Consider the following 25,284-nt stretch of genomic DNA (forward strand, 5'->3'; position numbering starts at 1 on the left):
ACCCCGCCGTCCGTCACGTATGTCCGGCGATCCGTCACGAATGTCCGGCGATCCGTCACGAATGTCCGACCGTCCGTCACGAATGTCCGACCGTCCGTCACGAATGTCCGGCCGTCCGTCACGCGGTACCGGCCGTCGTGACGTGCCCCATCATCGAGTCGACCTGCATGACGAGCGCGATACGACGCGGATTTTCGCGTGGCTGACGATATCGAACGGCGTATCGGCGTACCGCTTCGGCGATCTCGGCCGGGTCGCGGGACAGGCGAATCGTCCCCTCGAGTGTCAGCCAGCTCGGACCGTTCAACTGACAGATCGATGCGCGCGCGGATCCGCCGGCCATCTCGGCGTTCTCGATGTTGCGCACCTTGACTGACGTGACCGAGGTCGTCACTCGAGCGGTCTTCGTCGACGGATCGTAGGTGAAGCCGACCGGTACGAGATGCGTCGTACCGTTGGCGCGGGTGGTCGCGAGAGTTGCTAGATGGCGCGCCCCCAGCTCGTCGAGCACAGATTCAGGGAGGCGCTCGAGGTCGAATTTCATGAGCTCAGCATGCCAGAGCGGCGTCGTGACGGCGGCGAATAGGGTGGAGACCATGTCTCATGCCCCTGGTCGCGGCCTGCTGGTCGCCGGTACGTCGTCGGACGCCGGAAAGTCCCTCGTCACGACGGGTATCTGTCGATTCCTCGCCCGCCAGGGACTCGCGGTCGCGCCTTTCAAAGCGCAGAATATGTCTAACAACTCGATGGTCTGCGCCGATGGAGCGGAAATCGGCCGCGCCCAATATCTCCAGGCCCAGGCCGCCCGCGCCGTACCAACCTCCGCAATGAACCCCGTGCTCCTCAAGCCCGGCTCGGACCGTCGGTCGTTCGTCGTGGTGCGTGGTAAGGCCGACGGCGTACTGGAAGCAGGGGAGTTCGCGAGTGGGCGCGGGCACCTGGCCGCGGCCGCGTTCACGGCGTACCGCGAACTCCAGGAGCAGTACGACGTAATCGTGTGTGAGGGTGCCGGTTCGCCGGCCGAAATCAACTTACGGTCCGGTGATTACGTCAACATGGGGCTCGCGCGCGAGTTCGACCTGCCGGTGGTTGTTGTGGGGGACATCGACCGAGGCGGGGTGTTCGCATCTCTGTATGGAACCGTCGAACTGCTCGAGCCAGCAGACCGCGCACTAGTGAAAGCGTTCATCATCAACAAGTTCCGCGGTGACGAATCGTTGCTGCGTCCCGGTCTTGAGCGGTTGTCCGAGCTCACCGGGCGGCCGTTCCTCGGGGTGATCCCGTGGATGCGCGACATGTGGCTGGACAGCGAAGACACGCTCGAGGTGGGCCGGTGGACCGACGCCGACGGCGGGACCCTACGCGTCGCGGTCGTCCGCTTGCCGCGCATTTCCAACGCGACCGACGTCGACGCTCTCGCCGCCGAGCCGGGAGTGGCTGTCGCCGTGACCATCGATCCGGCAGCGATCCGGTCGGCGGATCTCGTCGTACTCCCCGGTTCGCGTGCAACTGTGAGCGATCTGCATTGGCTGCAGGACAGCGGAATCGCCGATGCACTTCGCCAACGGGCCAATCAGGAGCTACCTATTCTTGGCATCTGCGGTGGTTACCAGATGCTCGCGCGGACACTCGACGACTCGGTCGAGTCCGGTGCCGGCGTGGTCGAGGGGCTGGGTCTGCTGCCGACCGCGGTGCGCTTCGAAGACGAGAAGACGCTTGGCCGTCCGCAAGGCAGCTGGCGCAGTCACGTCGTTGAGGCATACGAGATTCACCACGGCATTACGAGGACGATCGGTGATGGCGGCTCCGCGATCGCTTTTCTAGACGGTATCCAGCTCGGTACGACGTGGGGTACGACGTGGCACGGCACCCTAGAGAACGACGCCTTCCGGCGCGCCTGGCTGGTCGAGGTAGCCGCGATGGCCGGATCAGAGTGGGAGCCAGCGAGGGACGCACCAGGGTTTGGTGAACGGCGCGAGCGGATGATCGATGCGCTGGCCGATGCGATTGAGGAAAACCTCGATACGGAGGCGTTGTTGGACATGGTCGGCGTACGACGATGACGCAGCGCGAGCAGCAGCCCGACGGCAAGATGCGTTACGGCTGGACAACCGGGGCATGCGCGACCGCCGCGACAACGGCGGCGTACACGGCCCTTTTGTCGGGGGAGTTTCCAGATCCGGTCATGATCACGCTGCCGCGCGGCCAGACGCCGTCATTTGCGCTGACGAAACATGAGCGGGTTGACGAGCAGACGGCCCGCGCGACGATTACGAAGGATGCCGGTGACGATCCTGACGTCACGCATGGCGCGCTGGTTACCTCGACGGTGACGCTCATTGGCGGCGACGCAGTCGTTTTTGCGGCCGGTGAGGGTGTCGGCATCGTGACAAAACCAGGTCTGCCTGTCGCGGTGGGGGAGCCGGCGATCAACCCGGTCCCGCGGAAGATGATGTGTGACCATGTAGCCGAGATTGCCCGCCGTCTAGGACATCCGGGCGGCGTACGCGTCGAGGTCAGCATCGAACACGGTGCGGATCTCGCGCAGCACACCTGGAATCCGAGGCTCGGGATCGTCGGCGGCCTGTCCGTCCTTGGTACGACGGGGATCGTGGTGCCCTATTCGTGCTCGGCGTGGATCGACTCGATTCGTCGTGGCGTGGATGTCGCGCGCGCTACCGGAGTCACCCACGTCGGGGCGGCGACCGGTACGACGTCCGAAGCGACCGTGCGGGCGCTCTACGGGTTGGATGAGGGCGCAATGCTCGACATGGGCGACTTCGCCGGTGCGGTCCTGAAGTACGTCAAGGGTCATCCCGTGCCACGTCTCACGGTTGCCGGCGGCTTCGCGAAGATGTCGAAACTCGCCGCTGGTCATTTGGACCTGCACTCTGGACGATCGTCAATCAACCTCGACTTCGTCGCCACCTTCGTCGAGGACGAGGCGCTCGCTGTGCAGATCGCGGCGGCCAACTCCGCACTGCATGCGTGGGAGATCGCCCGAGATCACGGTGTGCCGCTGGCCGATCGGGTGGCCGCCGCCGCGCTCGAAAAATGCCGGAGTGTCCTGGGCAACGTGCAGGTCGAGGTCGACATTGTGGTGATCAACCGGGCCGGCGACATCATTGGTCGTGCGAAGTAAAGACCCCGTGAGTAGGTCCGCGCACGTGTATCTCGCCACTAATTAATGCTTAGCACTGCTAATTACCGTAGTCTGTTGCTGTGAGCAACTATCTACCAAACTACGAGCATTGCGAGTCTGATCAATCCGTATGACGCTTCTTGACACATCGACGACGACGCCATCCGTGCAACGGATGGCGTCACCGCGTCGGGTCACCGCAATCCTCGCGATGACCGGCATGGCCGTTTCGATCATGCAGACCCTGGTCATCCCGATTTTGCCGAGTCTGCCGAAGATCCTGCACACCCATCCGGCGAACTCCACCTGGGTGCTAACAGTGACGCTATTAGTAGGCGCCGTCTTCACGCCGATTTCGGGGCGTTTGGGCGACATGTTCGGTAAGCGACGGATTCTGCTCATATCGGTCAGCACAATGGTGATCGGGTCCGTGTTCTGCGCGTTGAGCAACTCGCTCGCACCGATGCTCATTGGTCGGGGTTTGCAGGGGATGTCCCTCGGCTCGATCGCGCTCGGGATCAGTCTGATGCGCGACACGTTGCCGCGCGAACGTCTCGCGTCGGCCGTCGCGCTGATGAGCGCGACCCTAGGCATTGGCGGGGCGGTCGGTTTGCCGCTATCGGCAATGGTCGCCGAGAAACTGAGCTGGCACTATCTTTTCTGGGGTTCTACGGTCATCGGCGTCATCGCAATGATCGGTATCGCCCGCTCGATACCGGAATCGACGATCAAGACCGGCGGGCGGTTCGACTTCGTCGGCGCGGCGGGGCTCTCGATCGTGCTCGTGTCGTTGCTGTTTGGCCTATCGAAGTCCACCGACTGGGGTTGGGGCGATCCGAAACAACTGGCGCTGTTCGCTGTGGCGGCGATCGTATTCGTCGCCTGGAGTCGCTACGAGCTGCGCTCGAAAGCCCCCCTCATCAACATCCGGACCTCGATCCGGCGAGTGGTGCTCTTCACCAACTTGACGTCGATCCTCATTGGTTTCGCGATGTACACCCTCAACCTGGTGATGACTCAGCTGCTTCAAGCGCCGGACGGGACCGGACTCGGTTTCGGTCAGTCGATGATCGTCGCGGGCCTGTGCTCCGCTCCGATGGGCATCGCGATGATGCTCGTCTCTCCGCTGGCGGCTCGTATCATCGTCCGATTCGGTCCACGTTTCGCTCTGCGGCTCGGATCGCTCGTTATCGCCTGCGGATTCATCTATGCGGCGTTCTTCCTTGAACACGTGTGGGAAGCGTTGATTGTTGCCGCAGCCACCGGTGTCGGCATCGCCATCGCGTATGCCGCGATGCCCACAATCATCATGCGATCGGTGCCGACGACGGAGACCGCGGCGGCCAACAGCGTCAACACGCTGTCCCGCTCGCTCGGGACCTCGCTGGCGGCGGCGGTGCACGGTGCGATTATCGCGGTAGCCTTCGCCAGCTCGGCGGCGCACCCCGAGATCATGCACCACCATTCATTCACGGCATTCGACCTGTGTTTCCTGCTCGGCGCGATCTCCTGCGTGCTGGCAATCGTCGTCGCATCGTTCATTCCCAAAGACCGTAAGGACACGCAGCCGTTGGTTCTCGATCTCGACGTACTCGCCGACCTCGAAGGCGTTGCAGGTATCGAGATGGATCGAGACCTCCTGGACACGCATCACGATCGGCGTGCCTCGGTCCTGATCAGGGAAGCTCGCCCTCGCAGCGTCGTACGCCGGCGCCCGGCAGCGCGTCCGCGCAGTCATGCTCGGCGTCGCTGACGCAAGTCAGCCCCAAGCACATAGCCAACCACTTTGCCGGCAACTCGCCTGCGTGGATCGGCCTCGATCAGGCATAGGGCATCGTGCAGTTAGTCTGACCCGATGCACACCTTGTTGCCTGCGCTGCTCGCGATTGGAGCGGCCATGCTCATGGCGTTGGGGACGGTCCTGCGGCAACGAGCCTCCCGCGCCGACGGCCGCATCACCGGGCGTTGGTGGATTGGCGCGTTGGTCGCATTTGGCGGCTTCGCGCTGCAGGCGGTCGCGCTGGGCCTGGGTGCGGTGTTGTTGGTGCAGCCGCTGATCGTGCTCTCTGTCCTGTTTGCCCTGCCCATCGACCACTTGCTGAATGGCGTCGCCGTGACGGCTCGCCAATGGCTCTGGGGAGTCCTGCTGGCAGCCGGAGTCGGTGCGTTCGTGGTCTTCGCGAGGCCCGTACCGGCGCGGATTGGGCCGCAGTGGTGGATCCTGGTCTTGGTGGTGTCCTTGTTATTGGGCGGGCTGGCCGCTGTCCTGGTGTACGCGGAGCGGTCCCCGCGAGCGCCGCGCGCGCTGATATACGGGACGGTCGCGGGTGCTCTCTTCGGGATCGTTGCGGTGCTGATTCACTCCATCGGTCAGGATTGGCAGCATCCGACCCGGGTGCTCGTCCACCCACCGCTGTACATGGTCGCGGTCGCAGGCCTGGCGGCGGTGTATTGCCAGCAGCGAGCGTTCGCCGCCGGTCGGGTGCAGGCATCATTTCCGGCCATGACGGTTGCCGAGCCGATCGTGGCCATGGTGCTAGGAATGGCGGTGCTCGGCGAGAAGCTCAATCGACACACCTGGGCGACCGCGGTAAGCCTGCTAGGGCTGGCACTCATGGTGACTGGTGTGCTGCGGTTGTCGCGGCTGTCCGCGGCGAAAACCAGGCAGTCTGAGGCACGCGCGGCCGAGACAGGCTGAGCGACAGGCGTTCCCGGTACGACGAGGCTCCCGATAATCCGGAAATGTCCTATCGATCGGGGTTCTTTGCCTCCCACGGGGTGCTGCGGTAGAGCGGTTCCCAGCCTGTGTCGCGAGCCATTTCCGCACGATCAGCGCGTCCGCCACCGCGCACACCGAGAAGCCGGTGAGCCCACAGCAGGTAGGCCACGACCGCGAGATTGAGCGCCAGAGTGAGGGCCTTCAGGGGGCTCACGCTGATCGTCAGCTCGTGAATCTCGATGGGCAGCAGTACGACAACTTCGATAAGGGTGAGGTATTTAGCCCATCGCCGCGATCGCCACAGCCCCACGGCCTCGACGCCGTTGATCAGCGCGTACAGCGCGATGCCCGCGCCGTACAGGTAGAGCGTCTTGGTGGGTACGGCGAATAGCTGGTTGAGGTCGTGCAGGAGGCCATGGCGTGCCGAGCTGCTCAGCGGGCCGCCGAACGCGCCCTGAAGGCCGTTGAGGATTCGGAGATAACCACCGTGCAGATTCACCCGGTCCTGCGCGAACAGAAAGATGGACACCGCGACGGCCGCGAGCACTAAGAAATGAATGACGCGATCGGCTGCGATCAAGCGGAGCACGAACCTGTCGCGCAGTGGCCGGCCGCGCAATGGCGGCATCAGGGTGTCGTCGACTGCGTGCTTGCCCGAGCGGGGTGCGGGTACGTCGGCCTCGCGTAGCGGGACCCAGGCATCGCATCGCAAGCACCGCAACCACGTGAAGGCACCGCCCGGCTCGGCACGCGTCAGGAGGTCGACGTGACCGGTGGCCGCGGCGTCGACCGGTCCGAGCAGCTCGTGACTGTGGAGAGCGCAACCGAGCAGCTCATAATGCACACGGGGCCGCCGCGACGACTCTGCGCCTGGCGGCTGCGTCACCTGCGTCTCGACGTCATCGAAGACCATCGGCTGAGTTGTCTCAAAGCGTGTCTGAAGGTTGGTCGACAACGCTGACTTTCATGAACTGAAGATAGCGCTGACAGTCACACTGCAGCCTGGCCGAGGCCTTGCTCGCCGCATGCGGCGCAGGAGCGTCGGCGAGACCATGCCCGTGGCGGTCTCGACCGGTGGCAGCGATGCGTGATCCTTGCCCCGCTCTCGACCGGTTTGCCGTTTGATTGCTAGTGTCGTCGTATCGCGTATTGGTGTGAGGAAGCTGGTGTGATTCCAGCACGGTAGCGCCACTGTGAGCCTTGTCGCACCTGCGGCGGGCAAGTCAGACACTTTGCCATCACGCGGCCACATTTCAACGAGGGACGCATCATCCCCGAAGGAGGCATTCTCATGGCCAACATTTCGGCTCCGATCGTCGGCGCCACCCCAATCGTCATCCCGATATCCCACGCGGTGCGCTGGATCATCGGCACCTTGATCGCGGCGTTCGCGGTTTACTACTTCGTCGGAGTCGACCAGGGTGCGACGTCAGTTTTCGGCGCCGACACTCACATCCACGAGTTCGTCCACGACGCGCGCCACTTCCTCGGCTTTCCTTGCCACTGATTTTGCCGGTTAAGGACAACTTTATATGGATAAGTTCATTCTTCGTGGCGTGCTCAGTGGCGCGCTCGGCGGGCTAATTGCTTTTGTTTTCGCCCGTATCTTTGCCGAACCGCAGATCCAGGCAGCGATCGACTACGAAGAAGGTCGCGGCGCCGCCCAAGAAAAGCTCGACAAGGCGGCCGGCATAGCCGTCAGTGGCCATGAGCACGAGATCTTCAGCCGTACAATTCAGGCTAGTCTCGGCATCGGCGTCGGCATGATTCTGCTGGGCGCCGCACTCGGCGCAATTTTCGCTGTCGTGTTCGCCGTATGCCTCGGCCGGGTCGGCAAGCTGAAGGCCCGCTCGCTGGCACTTCTCCTTGCTGGTGGCGGGTTGGTCGGCTTCTACCTGGTGCCGTTCGTCAAGTACCCCGCCAATCCGCCGGCGGTCGGCAACGCAGACACGATAGGCGCGCGGACCGGGCTCTATCTGGCCATGGTCGTGTGCTCACTGCTGTTCCTGGTGCTGGCGGTGTTCCTTGGGCGCAAACTCCAGGCGCGCCTTGGCGCCTGGAGCGCCAGCCTGGTCTCCGGTGCTGCCTTTATCGTCGCTGTCGGCATCGTGATGCTGATCCTGCCTTCACTTGGCGAGCTGCCTGCCAACGTGGCCGCGTTCGGACATCACGCAACGGAGACTCCGCTGCCGCTGACCGATCCGGATGGCGCGATCGTCTACCCGGGATTCCCAGCAGATGTACTGGCAGACTTCCGGCTCTATTCGGTCGGCGCGCAAGTGATCATCTGGGGCACGATCGGCCTGGTATTTGCGCCGCTCGCCGACCGGTTGCTGACTCGACTCGGTACAACCGCCGCGACCAAGGCGACGGCCAACGCCTGAGCGGGAGACACTTGGTGTCGCTACAGTGACGGACGGCCTGCAAACTCTTGAAGCCTGCGGGCCGTTCTTCGCCGTCGAGAGGCATAAGCCGGGCGCCTCCCCGGTAGCGCCGTGGCGACCCATTCGCGACCTTGTCGACGGTGACGACGCACTTGGTGACCGTATTGCCGCCGTACGAAGCGTGCTCGCCACCTCCGCGCGGATTTCGGCAGAATCTGTCGAGCTTCGCGTCGCCGGGTCGGTGATGCAGCTCGGCGTGGTCGCCCGCCTGCTCTCACCCGTTCTCGGCTTTGCCGCGGCAGTGGGGCGCCAGCTTGTTTTCGACGTGGACAGCTGGTGGTGGCAGCCCGAACCTGGTGGCGCTTTCCCGCTGTCCTTGCCGAGCACGGCGTTCGTCGCGGGCCCCACGGACGCAGGCGGTGGGGTTCGGGCGCTCGATGAAGTGATCGCGGCGATCGTCGCCGAGACAAGAGCCGCCTGCGGTGTCTCCCAGGCTCTGTTATGGGGCAACGTCGCCTCCGCTATCAACGGGGCAGCGAGGATGGTTGCTTCCACGCGTCCAGATCTGTCCGATGCTGTTTACGCGCAGGCAGCGTCTGTCGCGCAACGCTTACGGCTCCACAGGTCGTCGACCGGGCCGTTCGGTCCTGAGTTCCGGCGACGCAGCTGCTGTCTGATCTACCGAACGGCTTCGTCTACGCCGCAGGCGATCTGCGGTGACTGTGTTTTTACCTAGCTACTCGTCATCCTCCAGGTCGCCTTCGACGTCGAGGTATAGCTGAGCGAGTTGAGACATGAGCTCTGGATCTGGTTGCTCCCAGAGCCCCCGGTCACTCGCCTCGGTGAGGCGCTCAATGATGCCGCGTAACGCCCACGGATTCGCGTGCCGCAGAAAGTCTTGATTGACCTTGTCCAGCGCGTATGTCTGCGCCAGTTGCTCGTACATCCAGTCCGTGACGACGCCAGCCGTCGCGTCGTACCCGAAGAGATAGTCGACGGTCGCGGCCAGCTCGAAGGCGCCCTTGTAGCCGTGCCGGCGCATCGCGGAGATCCAGCGCGGGTTGACGACCCTCGCCCGGAAGACGCGTGCCGTCTCCTCGGTCAGAGACCGCGTGCGGACAGCATCGGACACCGTCGAGTCGCCGACGTACGCCGCCGGCGCGGTGCCGGTCAGCGCACGCACGGTCGCGACCATGCCGCCGTGGTACTGGAAGTAGTCATCGCTGTCAGCGATGTCATGCTCGCGGGTGTCGGTGTTCTTAGCCGCGACCGCGATCCGCCGGTAGTTGGCTTCCATATCGTCACGTGCGGGGACGCCGTCCATGTCGCGGCCATACGCGAATCCGCCCCAGACCGAGTAGACCTCGGCGAGATCCTTGTCGTCACGCCAGTTGCCGGACTCGATCAGCGGCAGGATGCCCGCGCCGTACGACCCGGGCTTGGACCCGAAGATGCGCGTGGTCGCCCGACGCTGGTCGCCGTGCTGGCTCAAGTCGGCCGCCGTATGAGCCTTGACGAAGTTCAGCTCATCAGGCTCGTCGAGGTCAGCGACCAGCCGGACCGCATCGTCGAGCATCGTGATCACATGCGGGAACGCGTCACGGAAGAAGCCCGAGATCCGCACCGTGACATCGATCCGGGGCCGATCGAGCTCCTCGAGCGGTACGACGCGCAGACCGGTGACCCGACGTGATGCCTCGTCCCACTCAGGAATGACGCCCATGAGAGCGAGCACCTCGGCGATGTCGTCGCCCGACGTACGCATCGCTGACGTGCCCCAGACGGAGAGCCCGACGTTTCGGGGATAGTCGCCGTTGTCGGTCTTGTAGCGCTCAACAAGCGATTCGGCCATGGCGGCCCCGGTGTCGTAGGCAAGGCGAGACGGGATCGCCTTGGGATCGACGGAGTAGAAGTTGCGCCCGGTGGGCAGCACGTTGACCAGGCCGCGCAGCGGCGACCCCGAGGGGCCGGCCGGAATGTATCCGCCGTCAAGGGCGTGGAGTATCGCCGGGATCTCGCCGCGGGTTGCATCGAGCCGCGGGATGACCTCGGTGGCAGCGAAGTGCAACGACGTACTCACGTCGGGATTGGCCTCCCCGAGTACGTCGAGGACGATCTCGTCGACCCGCTCGTGCGCCCAGCCCGCGGCATCAAGGGCGGTCACGAGCGCCTTGGCCTTCTCCTCGGCGGCGTCGACATCGGCGAGCTCACTGTCGTTTTCCTTCAGCCCCAGGGCAACTCGCAGTCCGGGGACGGCTTGGACTGTCCCACCCCACACCTGGTTGGCGCGAAGAATCGCCAGCACGAGGTTGATCCGGCCCTCAGCGGCCGGCGCTTCGCCGAGGATGTGCAGCCCGTCGCGGATCTGTACGTCCTTGATCTCGCAGAGCCAACCGTCGACGTGCATGACGAACTGGTCGAACTCCTCGTCGTCCGGGCGCTCGGAAAGCCCGAGATCGTGGTCCATCTTCGCGGACTGGATGAGCGTCCAGATCTCCGCTCGCATTGCCGGCGCCTTGGCGGGGTCCATCGCCGAGACGTTGCCGTACTCGTCGAGAAGCTGCTCCAGGCGGGCGATGTCGCCGTACGACTCGGCGCGCGCCATGGGCGGGATGAGGTGGTCGACGATCGTCGCGTGGGCGCGTCGCTTTGCCTGAGTGCCTTCGCCGGGATCATTGATGAGGAACGGATAGATCAGCGGCATATTGCCGATTGCAGCGTCGGCAGCACATTCCGCCGACATGCCGACGTTCTTGCCGGGTAGCCATTCCATGTTGCCGTGTTTGCCCATGTGTACGACGGCGTGGGCGCCGAACGACTTCTCCAGCCAGCGGTATACAGCCAGGTAATGGTGCGACGGAGGCAGATCCGGATCATGGTAGATCGCGATCGGGTTCTCGCCGAACCCGCGTGGCGGCTGGACGATCACCAGGACGTTGCCCGCTTGCAGGGTGGCAACGACGATCTCGCCGTCGGGATCGCGCGAGGTATCGACGAACAACTCCCCGGGGGCTTCGCCCCATTTCTCGACCACGCTGTCGACCAGCTGCTTCGGCAGCTCAGCGAGCCAAGCACGATAGTCGGCGGCCCTGATCCGCACTGGCTGCCCGGACAGCTGCTCGTTGGTGAGCCATTCTTCGTCTTGCCCGCCGGCTTCGATGAGCGCGTGGATGAGCGCATTTCCGGCAGTCGTATCGGGCGACTCGTCCTCAATAGGCTCAAGGGGAGCGAGCCCGGGGAGCGCGTCTTTGGTGCCGACCGGGCCGACGTCGTAGCCCGCCTCATGCATCGCGCGCAGGAGCCGGACGACGGAGACTGGCGTGTCGAGCCCGACCGCGTTACCGATACGGGAGTGTTTGGTCGGATAGGCAGACAGCACGACCGCGATCTTGCGATCGGCGGGCGGGATGTGCCGCAACCTTGCATGCGCGACCGCGATCCCGGCGACTCGAGCGCACCGCTCAGCATCCGGAACGTAGTGCGGCAGTCCGTCCGCGTCGGTCTCCTTGAACGAGAAGGGCACGGTGATCAGGCGGCCGTCAAACTCGGGTACGGCGATTTGGGTTGCGACGTCGAGCGGTGACAGTCCCTCGTCGGAGGTAGCCCAGGTCTCGCGGTCCCAGGTGAGGCACAGCCCTTGCAGCATAGGGATATCGAGCGCCGCCAAGGCCCGCACATCCCAGGCCTCGTCATCCTGACCGGCGCCCGCCGTACCGGGCTTTGTACCGCCCGCGGCGAGGACCGTAGTGACGAGCGCATCGAGAGTTCCCAGATGAGTCAGGAGATCGTGCGGTGCATCACGCAGGGATGCGCAGAAGATCGGGATACCAACCCCGCCAGCGTCATCGATAGCGTCGGCAAGCCCATGGACGTAGTCGGTGTTGGCGGCGGTGTACTGCGCTCGGTAGAAGAGAATTCCAACGCGTGGCCGGACCGCCCCGTCCGTGGCCGGGCCGGCCGGTGCCGGGCGATCGAGCTCGCCCCAGTTGGGCATCCGCAGGGCCGGCTCGAATCCTTCACCCGTGAGCAGGATCGTGTCGCAGAGAAACGCGTGCAGCTGCCGGAGGTTGTCGGCACCGCCCTCCGCGAGGTAGACGTGTGCGTCGGCTGCGACTCCCATCGGCACGGACGAGATCTCCATCAAGGACGCGTTGGGTGTCTGTTCGCCACCGAGTACGACGAGCGGCTTGCCGGTCTGGCGCATCCTGTCGAACTCCTCGCGCAATGACTCGGGCGAGCCGAGGATGCGCGCAACGATCAGGTCGGCACCGTCACAGAGCGAGCCCATCTCGTCCAGCGTGATCTTGGTTGGATTGGCATAGACGTAGTCGGCCTGGCTGGCCCGGGCCGAGAGTAGGTCGGTGTCTGAGGTCGATACCAGCGCGATGCGGGGCATGAGACGAGCTCCTTATCGAGGTCCGCGCCTCGAGTCGTAGATGCCATCGCGGTTAGTTCCTGACTTGCGCGGCAGCTGGTGCGTGCCGCGTTCACAGTGGCGGGACCGTCCCGGAGTTGCACCGGGTTCCTATTCCATCGATGGGTTGCCGGCTCAGCCTATCGGGCGACAATCCCACTACGATGGGCCGGTGACATTAGCTGACCACGCCGAGCCAGACCGCTGCCCCGGGCTGTTGCGTCCGTTCGTCGCGGCGGACGGCGCGCTCATCAGGCTGCGGGTGCCGGGCGGGCAGACAACGATCGCGGGATTGGTTGCGCTGTCACGACTTTCGACGGCGTACGGCGATGGCCACATTGCGATCACGTCGCGGGCGAACCTGCAGGTCCGCGGCTTGACCCTGACGGATGGAGAGGTCGACGAGCGACTTGCCCAGGGCGTTATCGACGCGGGCTACCTGCCGTACCCCACGCACGAGCGTGTCCGCAACATCGTCGCCTCGCCACTGACCGGTCTCCTTGGCGGGTTCGCCGATATCCGTCCTCTTGTGGCGCAGGTTGATCGGTTGCTCGCCTCCGAGCCGATCCTCGCCGACCTTCCTGGTCGTTTTCTTTTCGCTTTGGACGACGGACGTGGCGACATGGAGGCATTTACCTCGGATTTGTCCTACCGGTTGGTCGATGGGACTCGAGGAATTCTGCGTGCCGGCCGCCAAGGGCTGGGCGAGCACCTGGCATTGACCGAGGCCGCGCCGGTCATTGTCGAGCGAGCGAAGCGATTCATGCAGGCGCGTCATTCGCAGTGGCGCGTCTTTGACCTGCCAGATGGGGGAGCCCAGATCGTCCAATCGCGGGTTGTGGCGTCTGCTGTTCGGCCTACGCCACGCGCGCTGGGCACACTCAAGCAGGACGATAGCCGGATCGCGCTCTATGTTCACGCGCCACTCGGCCTGCTCACCGCTGACCACCTTGGCGCCCTCGGGCAGGTTGCGGGTGACGGATCGCTCGTCATCACGCCCGCGCGGGACATCGTCGTACCGGGGATCGACCGTGATGCGGCGGGCGATTCCCTGGCCCGGCTCAGTGCGGCGGGTCTTGTCGCCGACGCACAGTCGCCGTGGAGCCGGGTCTTTGCCTGCGCCGGAGCACCCGGCTGCGTAAGGGCCGCGTTCGACACGCGTAGAGTCGCCGAGCGGATCGTCGAGGCAGGTGGTCTAGCCCCAGACGAGATTGTGCACATCAGCGCCTGCGATCGCCGTTGCGGCCAGCCCGCCGTACCGCATCGTGTAGTTAGCTCACCCGATGGCTTCGACGCCGTCCCAACGAATGGATCTTGACGTGACCACGCCGCCGCCGAGCGTCTACGACTACGAGCGCGACGGATCGCAGATATATGAGCGATCTTTCGCGATGATCAGAGCCGAAGCGGACCTGACGCAGATTCCGCACGACGCGCGGGCCGTCGTCGTGCGGATGATTCACGCGTGCGGCCAGGTCGACCTACCGGCAGACGTCGTCGTACACGATCAGCTGGTCGCGGCGGCCCGTGCGGCTCTCGAGTCCGGAGCGCCGATCTTTACCGACGCAATGATGATTGCGTCCGGGATCACGCGCAAACGGCTGCCCGCAGACAACAACGTGGTGTGCCTGTTGCGCGACCCGCGAGTTGCAGAGCTCGCGAGCACATGGGGCACAACGCGTTCGGCCGCGGCGGTCTCGTTGTGGGGAGACCGGCTCGAAGGCGCCGTGGTGGCGATCGGTAATGCGCCGACGGCGTTGTTCCACCTGCTTGAGTTGATCGCCGCAGGAGGACCTCGCCCGGCCGCGATTGTCGGCGTACCAGTCGGTTTCGTCGGGTCGGCCGAGTCCAAGCTGGCGCTGACGGCCTTTACGCCTGCGATTCCGCACCTCGTCGTACACGGTCGTCGTGGCGGTTCGGCGCTCGCCGTGTCGGCGATCAATGCGCTGGCGCAGGAACGCGAGATCTGATGACAAGCCCAGGACGGCTCTACGGGATTGGCGTCGGGCCAGGCGATCCGGAGCTCGTCACCCTCAAAGCGGCCCGCCTCATTGGCGCGGCGGACGTGATCGCCTACCACTCGGGCCCAATGCGCAAGTCGATCGCGCGAGATATCGTCTCGTCACTGGTCCCCGACGGTGCATTGGAAGAACTGCTGGCATATCCGGTGACAACCGGCTCAAGCCCTCATCCTGGCGGTTACTACGGCGCTATCAATGACTTTTACGACGAGTCCGCCGATCGGCTCGCGGTGCATCTTGAAGCCGGGCGGACGGTCGTCGTACTCGCCGAAGGGGACCCGCTCTTCTACGGATCCTTTATGTATCTGCACGACCGGCTGTCACCACGCTTTGAGTGCGAGGTGATTCCGGGCGTAACCTCTGTGTCGGCATCGACCGCGGCCGCCGCCGTACCGCTCGTTCGACACGAGGACGTGCTGACCGTGTTGCCTGGCACGCTGCCGAAACCCGAGCTCGCCCGGCGGCTGGCGGACACCGAGGGTGCGGTGATCATGAAGCTGGGCCGGACGTTTCCCGCTGTCGTGGAGGCGTTGCGCGAGTCGGGTCGACTCGGCGATGCGGTGTATGTCGAGCGGGCGAGCAAGTCGCAGCAGCGAGTGCTGCCGGTGACCGAGGTTGATTCAGCGTCGGTCCCGTACTTCTCGATGATCGTCGTACCTGGTATCGACAAACGCGCCGACTCCGCCGGACGCGCTGCGGCGCCGGAAGTCTCGGTGCCCGCGGCGAGCGCCGGACCGGCGGAGGTCGTCATCGTCGGGCTCGGTCCTGGTCCGGACAGATGGCTGACACCGGAGGCCTCGGACCTGCTCGCCGAGGTGTCGCACGTCGTGGGTTATGCGCCGTACGTCAACCGGGTGCCGCAGCGTCCTGGCCTCACCAGGCATGCCTCTGGCAACACCGTCGAGCTTGACCGGGCCCGTCACGCGCTTGACCTCGCGGCCGCGGGGGAGAAGGTGGCTGTCGTATCGGGTGGGGATGCAGGGGTCTTTGGGATGGCGGCCGCTATTTTCGAGGCGGCTGCTGACGAGAGGTACGCCGGCGTACCGATTCGGGTTGTTCCCGGATTGACTGCAGCGCAGGCCGTCGCGGCGCGTGCGGGTGCGCCGCTCGGTGCGGACTTCGCAGTCATGTCCCTGTCTGATCGACTCAAGCCGTGGCCTGTGATCGAGCGTCGGCTCTTGGCGATCGCCGAGTCTGACCTCGTTCTCGCGATCTACAATCCACGGTCGAAGTCGCGGACCGAACAGGTTGCGATGGCGAAGGCCGCGCTGCTGTCACGAAGGTCCGCCGACGTACCGGTGGTCATCGGCCGGGATGTCGGCCGATCCGAGGAGTCGCTGACGGTCACCACCTTGGGCGAACTCGACCCGGAGCAGATCGATATGAAGTGCCTGCTCATCGTCGGCGCGAGTTCAACTCAAGTCACCCCCGCCGGCCAAGTCTGGACTCCCCGCTCAGTGACCTAGCCCCGATCCGTCACAAAATCCGCCGCGATCCGTCACAAAATTTGCCACGGTCCGTCACAAAATCCGCCGCGATCCGTCACAAAATTCGGCACTATCCACAACGGGTGTGTCATCCACATTTGCCATTGAGTGATGTGCGGACAGGCGGCGTCGGCGCTGCAATTGAAACATGGGACTTATCAATGACGGAATACCTTTCCGTGGCGACCAATACCGGGATCTGGGGTTTAGCCGGAGTCAGCTGTTCGATGCCGTACGGGCGAATGATCTACGTCGGCTGTTTCATGGTGTTTACGTCGACGGCGAGGTCTCGGACAGCCGCGAGTTACGGTTGCGCGCAATAAAACTAGTTACGCCGCCTTACGCCGTGGTTAGTGATTGCTCCGCGTCGTGGGTCTATGGTGTCGATACCTTCAGGCCAAGTGATCGGTTCCTGATGGTCCCATCGTTAGTGATACCCCATGGAGCTTCGCGAGTTCGGCAGCGATTTTCACACTGCCGCGAGGCCTACATCGATCAGAACGATGTCACGGAACTGGATTCACTGCTCATCACCACGCCTGTACGGACGTCGGCTGACCTTCTGCGCGGACTGTGGCGTCCATACGCGCTCGCTGCCGCCGATGGGCTGACGAGGGCAAACCTTGTTTCTGCCGAAGAGGTTCGCGGCTACCTCAGGAGGCTTCGCCGCTTTCCGGGAATCATCCAAGCACGTCAGCTTGCCGAGCTGATCGACCCACGGGCTGAGTCACCGGGAGAGTCCTGGATGCGGTTGCGCGTTATCGACGCGGGATTTCCGCGGCCCGATTTGCAGATCTGTATCAATGACCGGAATGGTGTGGAGATCGCGCGCATAGATATGGGTTACAAGAGCTTGCGTATTGCGAGCGAGTACGACGGCAAGGAGTTCCATACGAGCACCGCCGACCGCGAACACGATGAACAACGTCGCGACTATCTGCACGAGCTCGAGGGCTGGCGATTTGTGGTCGGGGATAAACGAAAGATCTTAGGCCCGGACGCGGGTTTTGAGCTATGTCTCGGCAAGTGGCTAGATATAGAGCCACGGCTACCACGGATGTGGTGACGCACTCGTTGAGTATGCCGCCGAACGGGATTTTGCGACGGACGGAGCCGAACTTTGTGACGGACGGAGTCGAACTTTGTGACGGATGGACAGGGATTTTGTGACGGACGGAGCCGAACTTTGTGACGGATCGTGCGAGGATGGCCGAATGAGCGAGTATTCCTGGGTCAAGTACGAAACCATCGACGATGGCGCGATCGCGATCATCAGCCTCAACCGCCCGCGGCAGCGAAATGCGCAGAGCCGCGGATTGCTGGTCGAAGTGGACGATGCGTTTATGGCGGCCGAGCGTGACGATGCGGTCAAGGTCGTCATACTCCGTGGTGAGGGCGGGTCGTTTTCGTCGGGCCATGATCTTGGCTCCAAGGACTCGCTCGCCGAGCGTGAGCCCGGCCCGAATCAGCATCCAAGTTTCTCGACCAACGGCGCGACCAAGGACGCGGTCGAGCGCACGTGGCGCCAGGAGTGGCACTACTACCTGACCAATACTCGCCGTTGGCGGGACCTTCGCAAGATTACGATCGCGTCGGTCAACGGGCCGGTCATTGCCGGAGGACTCATGCTCACGTGGTGTTGTGACTTGATTGTGGCGGCCGAGGATGCGTTTTTCTGCGATCCGGTCGGGTCGCGGCTGAGTATGTGCGGTCTCGAATACTTCGCGCACCCTTGGGAGTTCGGTCCACGCAAGGCGAAAGAGCTGCTGCTGACCGGTGACGGGATCGAAGCGGAAGAGGCCTATCGGCTTGGCATGGTGAACAAGGTATTCAAGACCGAAGAACTCGCCGACAAAACCATCGAGTTTGCCCGCCGAATCGCCAAGCGCCCGTCCGCGACGGCCTTGATGATCAAGGAAAGTGTCAACCAGACGGTCGACAACCAAGGCTTCTACAACTCGCTGCAGGCGGCGTTCAACCTGCACCAGATGAACCACGCGCACTGGCAGGTCCACACCGGCGGCGACGGGATCGTACCGGTGCCGGGCAAAGGTGCCGAGGAATGGAACGAGTCCGGGCCGATGTTGCCCGCCGTCAAAGACGACGTATATCCGCCGGCTCCAACCAACTAAAACGCCGCACGCGGGCGTGAGTTGAACGTTAAGGGCGTTACCGACGTGCGTATTGCGAACGCGTAATCAGCATCGGGGTCGCCCCGGTTAAAAGTCAGTCACAGTATGTCCAGCCGTCTTGACGCGGACCACACGTCTTCTGAAGTATGCGGTGCGACCGTTCGTGTACACGACGGCATACTGGCATATCGAAAGAGGTTTATGAATGCGCAACCATAGGTTCGCTGTCACGGCGATCGCAGGGTTTCTCGCCCTCGCGGTCACGTCCGGATGCTCGACCAAGGGCGGAGGGGCTGGGGAAGCGAAGACCGGTGACGACGGGGTCAAAACGGACTTTGGCGTCACGAAAGACACGATCACGCTGGGCGACCTGACCGACAACTCCGGTCCGTTCAAGGTCTCGGGCATCAGCTTGGCCCACGGCTACCAAGTTTGGATGGACGACGTCAACAAGGCTGGCGGAATTTGCGGTCGGCAGGTCAAGGTCGATCTGCAGGACATGGGCTATTCCACCGAGAAGGCTGTGTCGCTGTACGCCGGGATGAAGGACGACATTCTTGGACTGGTCAGCATCGTCGGGTCGCCGATGATCGCCGCGCTGAAGAAGGAAATGACTAGCGACAAGATCATCTTCATGCCCGACTCGTGGGCGTCGTCCAACCTCGATACGCCGATGGCCATGATGATCGGCCCGTCGTACGACCTTGAGATGATCAACGGCCTGGCATATCTGCAGGAGCAAGGCGTTATCGCAGACGGTGACAAGATCGGGCACGTGTACGTCGATAGCGAATATGGCCAAAACGGGCTCGAGGGCAGCAAGAACTACGCCGAACAGCACAAGATGACCATCGTCGAGGGCAAGTTGACCTCGAATGATGTCGATATGTCGTCGATCGTTACCAAGATGAAGAGCGAAGGCGTCAAGCTTCTCCTCGTCACTACGACGCCCAAGCAGACCGCCGCGGTCGCCGCCCAGGCGCTTAACCAAGGGCTCGACGTTCCCATGCTTGGCAATAACCCGTCGTTCGACGCGACATTGCTCGACACTCCTGCTGCGCCGGCGTTGTTGAAGAACTTCATGTTGATGAACTACGCCGTACCCTTCTCGGATCCGGCAATGTCGAAGGTCGCTGCGGCATACACGGCGGCCACGACTGATCCGCCGAACAAGACCGCGGCGTACGGCTACGTCGCCGGGGTGATCTGGGGCGAGATCCTGCAGAAGGCGTGCGACGACAAGGACCTGACGCGTGACGGTGTGGTCAAGGTAGCCAAGAGTCTGTCCGACGTAGACACGAAGGGCGTCACCGCGCCGCTGGACTTCTCGCTCGAAGGCGCACCCTCCTCGCGCGCTTCGTTCATCCTGAAGCCCGATGCAGCGCAGCCGGGTGGGCTGAGCACGTTGGCAGCGAAGTACGAGTCGAAGGAAGCTAAGGCGTACAAGACGCCGTACCAGAAGTAGCTCTGTACGACACACGCACCAAACACTGCCGCGGCACCGTCAAGGTGCCGCGGCAGCGTGCTTTGTGTTCGTTGTCACGCGTGAGGTTCATGTTAAAGAAAGCACAATTCTATTGACTACAGAATCTTCCCGTCGCAATATTTGCCGTGGTCTCGCTGGGGGATCGCTATATAGCAACGGAGAATTATGCGGAAGAGATTCGCGGTGACGGCGACGGTGGGCGTGCTCGCCCTTGCCATCACTACTGGCTGTTCGACTAAGGGCGGTTCGGGAGGCGCGGCTACCACTGGGTCCGACGGCATCAAGACCGACTACGGCGTGAGCGACACCGAGATCACGCTCGGTGAGTTGACCGACCACTCGGGTGCGTTCAAGATCGGCGGGCTCAGCGTGAGCCAGGGCGCCCAAGTCTGGGTCGATGAGATCAACGCCGCAGGCGGGATCTGCGATCGCAAGATCAAGATCGACAGTCAGGACATGGGATACCACACGGATAAGGCGATTTCGCTGTATGCCGCCCAGAAAGATCGCATTCTCGGCATGATGCAGTTGCTCGGCTCACCGATGATCGCCGCGCTGAAGGGCCAGCTCAACTCCGACAAGATCCTATTCATCCCGGCGTCGTGGGCATCGACGAACCTCGACGTCGAGACGCTGCTGATGATCGGTGCGTCGTACGACGTGGAGACGATAAACGGCATGGCCTTCCTGCAGAAACAGGGCCTCATCGCCGACGGCGACAAGGTCGGCCACATCTATATCGATGGCGAGTATGGCGCGAACGCTCTTGCTGGCAGCAAGTTCTACGCCGGGAAGCACAATATGACGGTGGTGGAGCAGAAGCTGACCGCCACTGACAATGACATGTCAGCCACAATCACGAAGATGAAGAGTGAGGGTGTTAAGGGGCTGATGCTGTCCACCAGCACCGCTCAACTCGGATCGATCGTGACGCAGGCGAAGAACCAGGGTCTCGACGTACCAATGGTCGGCAATAACCCGTCTTTCGATGCTCCTTTGATGGATACGCCAGCGGCCGCTGCCATGGACAACTACTACCTATCCAACTACAGCGTCCCGTTCGCGGACCCTGCCATGGCCGACGTCGCCGCCAAGTTCAAAGCGCAATTTACCGATATTCCTAACAAGACAGTTGGGCTCGGGTATCTATCGGGACTGCTGTGGCAGGGAATCCTTGAAGAGGCTTGCGACGCAAAGGATCTCACGCGCGACGGGGTAATCGCCGCGTCGAAGAAGGTCACGAAGCTTGAAACGCAAGGAATCACGGCGCCGTTGGACTTCTCCAAGGTCGGCGAGCCATCGACACGCGCGACGTTGATCTTGAAGCCTGACGCGTCGGTCGACGGGAAATTGGTCACCGTACAAAAGGCTGAGGCCTCGAAGGAAGCAACCGAATACAAGCTCCCGTTCCAGAAATAACTACTTGCGACCTGGCCGGTTGGGCGACCACTAGTGTGGGTCGGCCGACCGGCCAGGTCTCATATCTCGATGAAGTTGCGGCGCTAGGGGTTGACTCCCAATTAATGCAAGTGCATTATCAGGTCATGTCTTGGGATTTTGAAACCGATGCCGAATACCAGAAACTACTCGACTGGGCGGATGAGTTTGTCCGCACGAAGGTCGAACCGATGGACTATGTCTACAAGAACCCGTACGACAAGTCCGACAAAGAAGCAGTCGCTGCCCTCAAGCCACTGCAGAAGGAAGTAAAGGACAAAGGTCTCTGGGCCTGCCATCTTGGGCCAGACCTCGGTGGTCCGGGCTACGGCCAGGTCAAACTCGCACTTCTCAACGAGATCCTCGGCCGCTCCAGCTGGGCGCCGATCGTTTTCGGTTGCCAAGCGCCTGACTCCGGAAACGCGGAAATCCTTGCTCACTACGCCACTGAGGAGCAGAAGAAGCGCTATCTGCAGCCGCTGCTCGATGGCGACATCCACTCTTGCTACTCGATGACTGAGCCGCAGGCGGGAGCCGATCCGGCGCTGTTCGAGACCAAGGCCGTGCGCGACGGTGATGGCTGGGTCTTGAGCGGGGAGAAGTGGTTCTCATCCAACGCGCCGTACTCCGAGTTCTTCATTGTGATGGCCGTGACCGACACCGAGAAGAGCACCTACCACGGTCAGTCGATGTTCATCGTGCCTAAGGAGACTCCCGGCGTGGAGATCATCCGCAGCACGGGGGCGGGGCCCGACACGAGCCACCAGAGTCACTCTTACATCCGCTACAACGACGTGCGCCTTCCATTCGATGCGCTGCTCGGTGAGGAAGGTGGCGCCTTCGCTATCGCGCAGACCCGGCTCGGTGGCGGCCGCATTCACCACGCGATGCGGACGATCGCGCAGTGCCGTAAGGCATTCGATCTGATGTGTGAGCGCGCACTGTCGCGGCGTACGCGTAACGGCAAGCTCGCAGACCTGCAGATGACGCAGCAGAAGATCGCCGACAGCTGGATCGAGTTCGAGCAGTTCCGACTGCTCGTGCTGCGTACGGCGTGGAAGATCGACAAATACCAGGACTATATGAAAGTCCGTAAGGACATCGCGGGCGTCAAGGTAGCGATGGCGAAGGTCTATCACGACATCGTGCAGCGTTCGATGCAGTTGCACGGCGCTTTGGGGATCTCTGGCGAGATGCCGTTCTCGTCGATGATGATTGGTGCGCAGGTCATGGGCATCGCAGACGGGCCGACCGAGGTGCACCAGGTCACCGTCGCCAAACAGGTGCTGCGTGACTACGAGGCCGGCGACGAGCGCTGGCCGTCGGCGCACATCCCGACTCGCACGGCTGAGGCACGTAAGTTACTCGGTGTCGATAAGTAGTACGCCGAACGGGTAACTGGACAAGTCAATGCTCCACACCGACGCGCGGGCACGCCTGGTGTCCTCGGCCGAGCAACTCTTCGCCGAACGAGGCATCGACGGTGCGTCACTGCGTGAAATCACCCGCAACGCCGGGCAGAAGAACGCGACTGCGTTGCAGTACCACTTCGGCGACAGGGATGGGATCTTGCGCGCGATTATCGCGAAGCACGATCCGGAAATCGAGGAGCGGCGACATGCTCTTCTCGACGAAATCGAGGCGCACGAGCCGCGGACACTCGCTGAGCTGTCCGCGGCTTACGTGCGCCCGCTGATTCCGAAGCTCAAACCTGGCGACGGCGGTCCGGCGTTCCTAATCGTCGTCGCCGAGCTGATGTACGGCGCAACTAGAACGATTGACGAGGACGATCCGCTTCATCTGATCCTCACTGGCTCGACCGACAGCATGCGCCGGTGGGGCAGACTCGTGCGGCCGTTGCTCCCTGAGGGCACGATCGGCGAGCCGTTTCACCGCAGGTTTACCGCGATGAGGTTTGCCCATCTCGAGTTTGGGCGGCGTGCCCGGTCGGGGCCTAAACGCAGCGACCGGCTCTTTACCGCCCAGCTGATCGACCTCGTCGCGGCGATCCTTCAAGCACCGCTTGGCGACGAGACGCGGCGGTTGGTCGACGGCCGCCGGCGTACGTCGACAACGAGGATCGACTAACTGAGACTCATCGAACTCGGCTACGCATTGCATCGAGCGACGTAAATTCTATAGAATCCACGGTAGTCCGCTGTCGTAGTTGTAAGGAGTAGCCGCATGCTTGCGCTCAATGAGGAAGAACAAGCGATCGTCGAAGCCGTGCGCGACTTCGTCGACGAACAGGTCAAGCCCAACGTCCAGCGGATCGAGCACGCAAACGAGTATCCGACCGAGTTCATCGAGCAGATGAAGAGGATGGGCATCTTCGGGCTGGCGATCCCCGAGCCGTACGGCGATGTCAAGGTGTCGACGCCTTGCTACGCGCGCGTCACCGAAGAGCTGGCCCGCGGCTGGATGAGCCTGGCCGGCGCGATGGGCGGACATACCGTCGTGTCAAAACTGCTGTTGACATACGGCACCGAGGAACAGAAGCAGAAGTACCTACCACGCATGGCCACCGGCGAGTTGCGCGCAACGATGGCGCTTACCGAGCCCGGTGGTGGTTCGGACCTCCAGGCAATGCGCACGGTCGCGAAGAAGGACGGCGACAGTTACGTCATCAACGGCTCGAAAACCTGGATCACCAACGCCCGCAAGTCCGGTGTTGTCGCGTTGCTCTGTAAGACCGACCCCACCGCGACCCCGGCCCACAAGGGCATCAGCATCCTGCTGGTGGAGAAGGTGCCCGGCTTTGAGGTCTCCAAAGACCTGCCCAAGCTTGGTTACAAAGGCGTCGAGAGCTGCGAGCTGACGTTCGACGACTGCCGGGTGCCGGCCGACGCCTTACTCGGCGGCGAAGAGGGCAAGGGCTTTGCCCAAATGATGCGCGGCCTGGAAATCGGCCGTATCCAGGTCGCGGCGCGCGCGACCGGTGTCGCGCGGGCGGCGTTCGACGACGCCCTGCAGTATGCGCAGGACCGCGAGAGCATGGGCAAGCCGATCTGGAAGCACCAGGCGGTCGGCAATCACCTCGCGACCATGGGCACCAAGCTCACCGCCGCTCGGCAACTGCTGTGGCACGCGGCCGAGTCGTACGACGGGGGCGGACGCTCGGACATGGTGGCCGGGATGGCCAAGCTCTTCTGCTCCGAAGTCGGCATGGAGGTCGCGCTGGATGCCCTTCGGGTACACGGCGGCTACGGCTACTCGACGGAGTTTGACGTCGAACGATACTTTCGGGACGCCCCACTGATGATCGTCGGTGAAGGAACCAACGAGATTCAGCAAAACGTCATTGTTCGCCAGCTGGTTGAGCGCGGCGGGTTAGACGAGTAACTAGTCCAGGCCGATATGACGCTTGAGGTGCGCGACCAGTAGATCGCCGACGTGATTGATGTGCTTGCTCATCGCCTCGCGGGCGGCGTCGGCATCACGTGACCGAAATGCCTTAAAGATCGCCGCGTGGTCGTGCGCAGAAGCGTTGGCCCAGCCAGTGATCTCGCCGTACGACGAGAGCGGGACGTACTGCACCGTCGTACGCAGCAAGTTGGCCAGTCGAGCGGAATCCGCTGCGTTATTGACCATGCGGTGCACCTCGTGGTTGAGCCGATCGACCTCGGCGAAGCGGCCCTTCTTGTGTTCGGCCTTGAGCTTGGCTTGGATCTCGTCGAGACGGTCCAGGTCATCGTCAGTGAGCAGCGTCGTAGCTCGCGCGGCTAGCTCTCCCGCGGCGAAGGCCTGCACGAGGAAGAGGTCTCGGATATCGCGGGCGCTGAGGTGTACGACGCGAAACCCGCGCCGCGGCTCCCACTTGACCGACCCCTCGCTCGCCAGAACCATGAGGGCCTCACGGACTGGAGTCGGGCTGACACCGAGATCTGCCGCAAGCTGTTCGGTGCGGATATAGTCCGGCGACCGGTAGTCGCCGACCATGATGGCCTCTCGCACGCGCATAGCGACTTTCTCGCTGAGCTGGGCGTGTTTGGCGCCGCCGTTGAGGGGAGCGAGCTTCTTGCCGTTGGCCATCAGGGTCTCCGTTGTTATGGGGATCCTCAA

At 63.1% G+C, this 25,284-nt stretch carries 21 protein-coding genes and 2 riboswitches; of the genes, 17 read left to right on the plus strand and 4 right to left on the minus strand.

Features of this window, described 5'->3' with window-relative positions:
* Window positions 1-118: 118 nt before the first annotated feature.
* Window positions 119-598: a pyridoxamine 5'-phosphate oxidase family protein gene (locus CLV47_RS11065; RefSeq protein ID WP_238145353.1), complete on the minus strand. Its 480-nt coding sequence runs from the start codon at window positions 596-598 to the stop codon at window positions 119-121.
* Here CLV47_RS11065 and CLV47_RS11070 point away from each other — a divergent pair.
* The 4 genes from CLV47_RS11070 (at window position 597) to CLV47_RS11085 (ending at window position 5,840) form a co-directional block, all read left to right on the plus strand.
* Complete coding sequence (locus CLV47_RS11070; protein ID WP_106349204.1) at window positions 597-2,063, plus strand: cobyric acid synthase; 1,467 nt, start codon at window positions 597-599, stop codon at window positions 2,061-2,063. The genes CLV47_RS11065 and CLV47_RS11070 overlap by 2 nt on opposite strands.
* Complete coding sequence (locus CLV47_RS11075) at window positions 2,060-3,142, plus strand: cobalt-precorrin-5B (C(1))-methyltransferase (protein ID WP_106349108.1); 1,083 nt, start codon at window positions 2,060-2,062, stop codon at window positions 3,140-3,142. Before CLV47_RS11070 ends, CLV47_RS11075 begins: the two co-directional genes overlap by 4 nt.
* Window positions 3,143-3,272: 130 nt before the next feature.
* The gene (locus CLV47_RS11080) at window positions 3,273-4,895 is read left to right on the plus strand and encodes an MFS transporter (protein ID WP_202862521.1); all 1,623 of its coding nucleotides are present in this window, start codon (window positions 3,273-3,275) and stop codon (window positions 4,893-4,895) included.
* A 102-nt stretch (window positions 4,896-4,997) separates the two neighbouring features.
* Window positions 4,998-5,840 carry a DMT family transporter gene (locus CLV47_RS11085; protein WP_106349109.1) on the plus strand — a complete coding sequence of 281 codons (843 nt, stop codon included), beginning with the start codon at window positions 4,998-5,000 and terminating at the stop codon, window positions 5,838-5,840.
* Between the two features lie 49 nt (window positions 5,841-5,889).
* Here CLV47_RS11085 and CLV47_RS11090 read toward each other — a convergent pair whose 3' ends face one another.
* Window positions 5,890-6,774, minus strand: coding sequence for a DUF2127 domain-containing protein (locus CLV47_RS11090; RefSeq protein ID WP_106349110.1), 885 nt, complete (start codon window positions 6,772-6,774; stop codon window positions 5,890-5,892).
* Between the two features lie 196 nt (window positions 6,775-6,970).
* Window positions 6,971-7,114, plus strand: a riboswitch (cobalamin riboswitch).
* Window positions 7,115-7,152: 38 nt separating this feature from the next.
* Here CLV47_RS11090 and CLV47_RS11095 point away from each other — a divergent pair.
* From CLV47_RS11095 to CLV47_RS11105, 3 genes are read left to right on the plus strand one after another with little or no spacing between them, the layout of a single operon-like run.
* Complete coding sequence (locus tag CLV47_RS11095; protein ID WP_106349206.1) at window positions 7,153-7,368, plus strand: CbtB domain-containing protein; 216 nt, start codon at window positions 7,153-7,155, stop codon at window positions 7,366-7,368.
* A 25-nt stretch (window positions 7,369-7,393) separates the two neighbouring features.
* A complete protein-coding gene (locus tag CLV47_RS11100; RefSeq protein ID WP_106349111.1) occupies window positions 7,394-8,245 on the plus strand; it encodes a CbtA family protein in 852 nt (283 codons plus the stop codon).
* A gap of 25 nt (window positions 8,246-8,270) precedes the next feature.
* Complete coding sequence (locus CLV47_RS11105) at window positions 8,271-8,981, plus strand: (2Fe-2S)-binding protein (protein ID WP_106349112.1); 711 nt, start codon at window positions 8,271-8,273, stop codon at window positions 8,979-8,981.
* Here the strand turns inward: CLV47_RS11105 and cobN are convergent, their stop codons facing one another.
* The gene (cobN, locus tag CLV47_RS11110) at window positions 8,982-12,641 is read right to left on the minus strand and encodes a cobaltochelatase subunit CobN (protein ID WP_106349113.1); all 3,660 of its coding nucleotides are present in this window, start codon (window positions 12,639-12,641) and stop codon (window positions 8,982-8,984) included.
* A gap of 33 nt (window positions 12,642-12,674) precedes the next feature.
* A riboswitch (cobalamin riboswitch) is annotated at window positions 12,675-12,827 on the minus strand.
* Window positions 12,828-12,831: 4 nt separating this feature from the next.
* Between cobN and CLV47_RS21830 the strand changes: the two genes are divergently transcribed.
* The 10 genes from CLV47_RS21830 (at window position 12,832) to CLV47_RS11165 (ending at window position 24,564) form a co-directional block, all read left to right on the plus strand.
* Window positions 12,832-13,977, plus strand: coding sequence for a hypothetical protein (locus CLV47_RS21830; protein WP_146135361.1), 1,146 nt, complete (start codon window positions 12,832-12,834; stop codon window positions 13,975-13,977).
* Between the two features lies 1 nt (window position 13,978).
* Complete coding sequence (locus CLV47_RS11125) at window positions 13,979-14,629, plus strand: precorrin-8X methylmutase (protein ID WP_238145361.1); 651 nt, start codon at window positions 13,979-13,981, stop codon at window positions 14,627-14,629.
* A complete protein-coding gene (locus CLV47_RS11130) occupies window positions 14,629-16,146 on the plus strand; it encodes a precorrin-2 C(20)-methyltransferase (RefSeq protein ID WP_106349115.1) in 1,518 nt (505 codons plus the stop codon). The genes CLV47_RS11125 and CLV47_RS11130 overlap by 1 nt, the downstream gene beginning before the upstream one ends.
* A 169-nt stretch (window positions 16,147-16,315) precedes the next feature.
* Window positions 16,316-17,233: a hypothetical protein gene (locus CLV47_RS11135; RefSeq protein WP_106349116.1), complete on the plus strand. Its 918-nt coding sequence runs from the start codon at window positions 16,316-16,318 to the stop codon at window positions 17,231-17,233.
* A gap of 148 nt (window positions 17,234-17,381) precedes the next feature.
* Window positions 17,382-18,299 carry an enoyl-CoA hydratase gene (locus CLV47_RS11140; protein WP_106349117.1) on the plus strand — a complete coding sequence of 306 codons (918 nt, stop codon included), beginning with the start codon at window positions 17,382-17,384 and terminating at the stop codon, window positions 18,297-18,299.
* Window positions 18,300-18,504: 205 nt separating this feature from the next.
* Entirely contained in the window at window positions 18,505-19,764 is a 1,260-nt protein-coding gene (locus tag CLV47_RS11145) for an ABC transporter substrate-binding protein (RefSeq protein ID WP_106349118.1), read from the plus strand.
* 186 nt (window positions 19,765-19,950) lie between these two features.
* Window positions 19,951-21,204 carry an ABC transporter substrate-binding protein gene (locus tag CLV47_RS11150; RefSeq protein ID WP_106349119.1) on the plus strand — a complete coding sequence of 418 codons (1,254 nt, stop codon included), beginning with the start codon at window positions 19,951-19,953 and terminating at the stop codon, window positions 21,202-21,204.
* A gap of 125 nt (window positions 21,205-21,329) precedes the next feature.
* Window positions 21,330-22,604, plus strand: coding sequence for an acyl-CoA dehydrogenase family protein (locus CLV47_RS11155; RefSeq protein WP_106349208.1), 1,275 nt, complete (start codon window positions 21,330-21,332; stop codon window positions 22,602-22,604).
* 28 nt (window positions 22,605-22,632) lie between these two features.
* Window positions 22,633-23,310 carry a TetR/AcrR family transcriptional regulator gene (locus CLV47_RS11160; RefSeq protein ID WP_106349120.1) on the plus strand — a complete coding sequence of 226 codons (678 nt, stop codon included), beginning with the start codon at window positions 22,633-22,635 and terminating at the stop codon, window positions 23,308-23,310.
* A 96-nt stretch (window positions 23,311-23,406) separates the two neighbouring features.
* The gene (locus CLV47_RS11165; protein ID WP_106349121.1) at window positions 23,407-24,564 is read left to right on the plus strand and encodes an acyl-CoA dehydrogenase family protein; all 1,158 of its coding nucleotides are present in this window, start codon (window positions 23,407-23,409) and stop codon (window positions 24,562-24,564) included.
* Here CLV47_RS11165 and CLV47_RS11170 read toward each other — a convergent pair whose 3' ends face one another.
* A complete protein-coding gene (locus CLV47_RS11170) occupies window positions 24,565-25,254 on the minus strand; it encodes a GntR family transcriptional regulator (RefSeq protein ID WP_106349122.1) in 690 nt (229 codons plus the stop codon).
* Between the last annotated feature and the right edge of the window lie 30 nt (window positions 25,255-25,284).

It is taken from the genome of Antricoccus suffuscus (assembly GCF_003003235.1).
GTDB lineage: Bacteria > Actinomycetota > Actinomycetes > Mycobacteriales > Antricoccaceae > Antricoccus > Antricoccus suffuscus.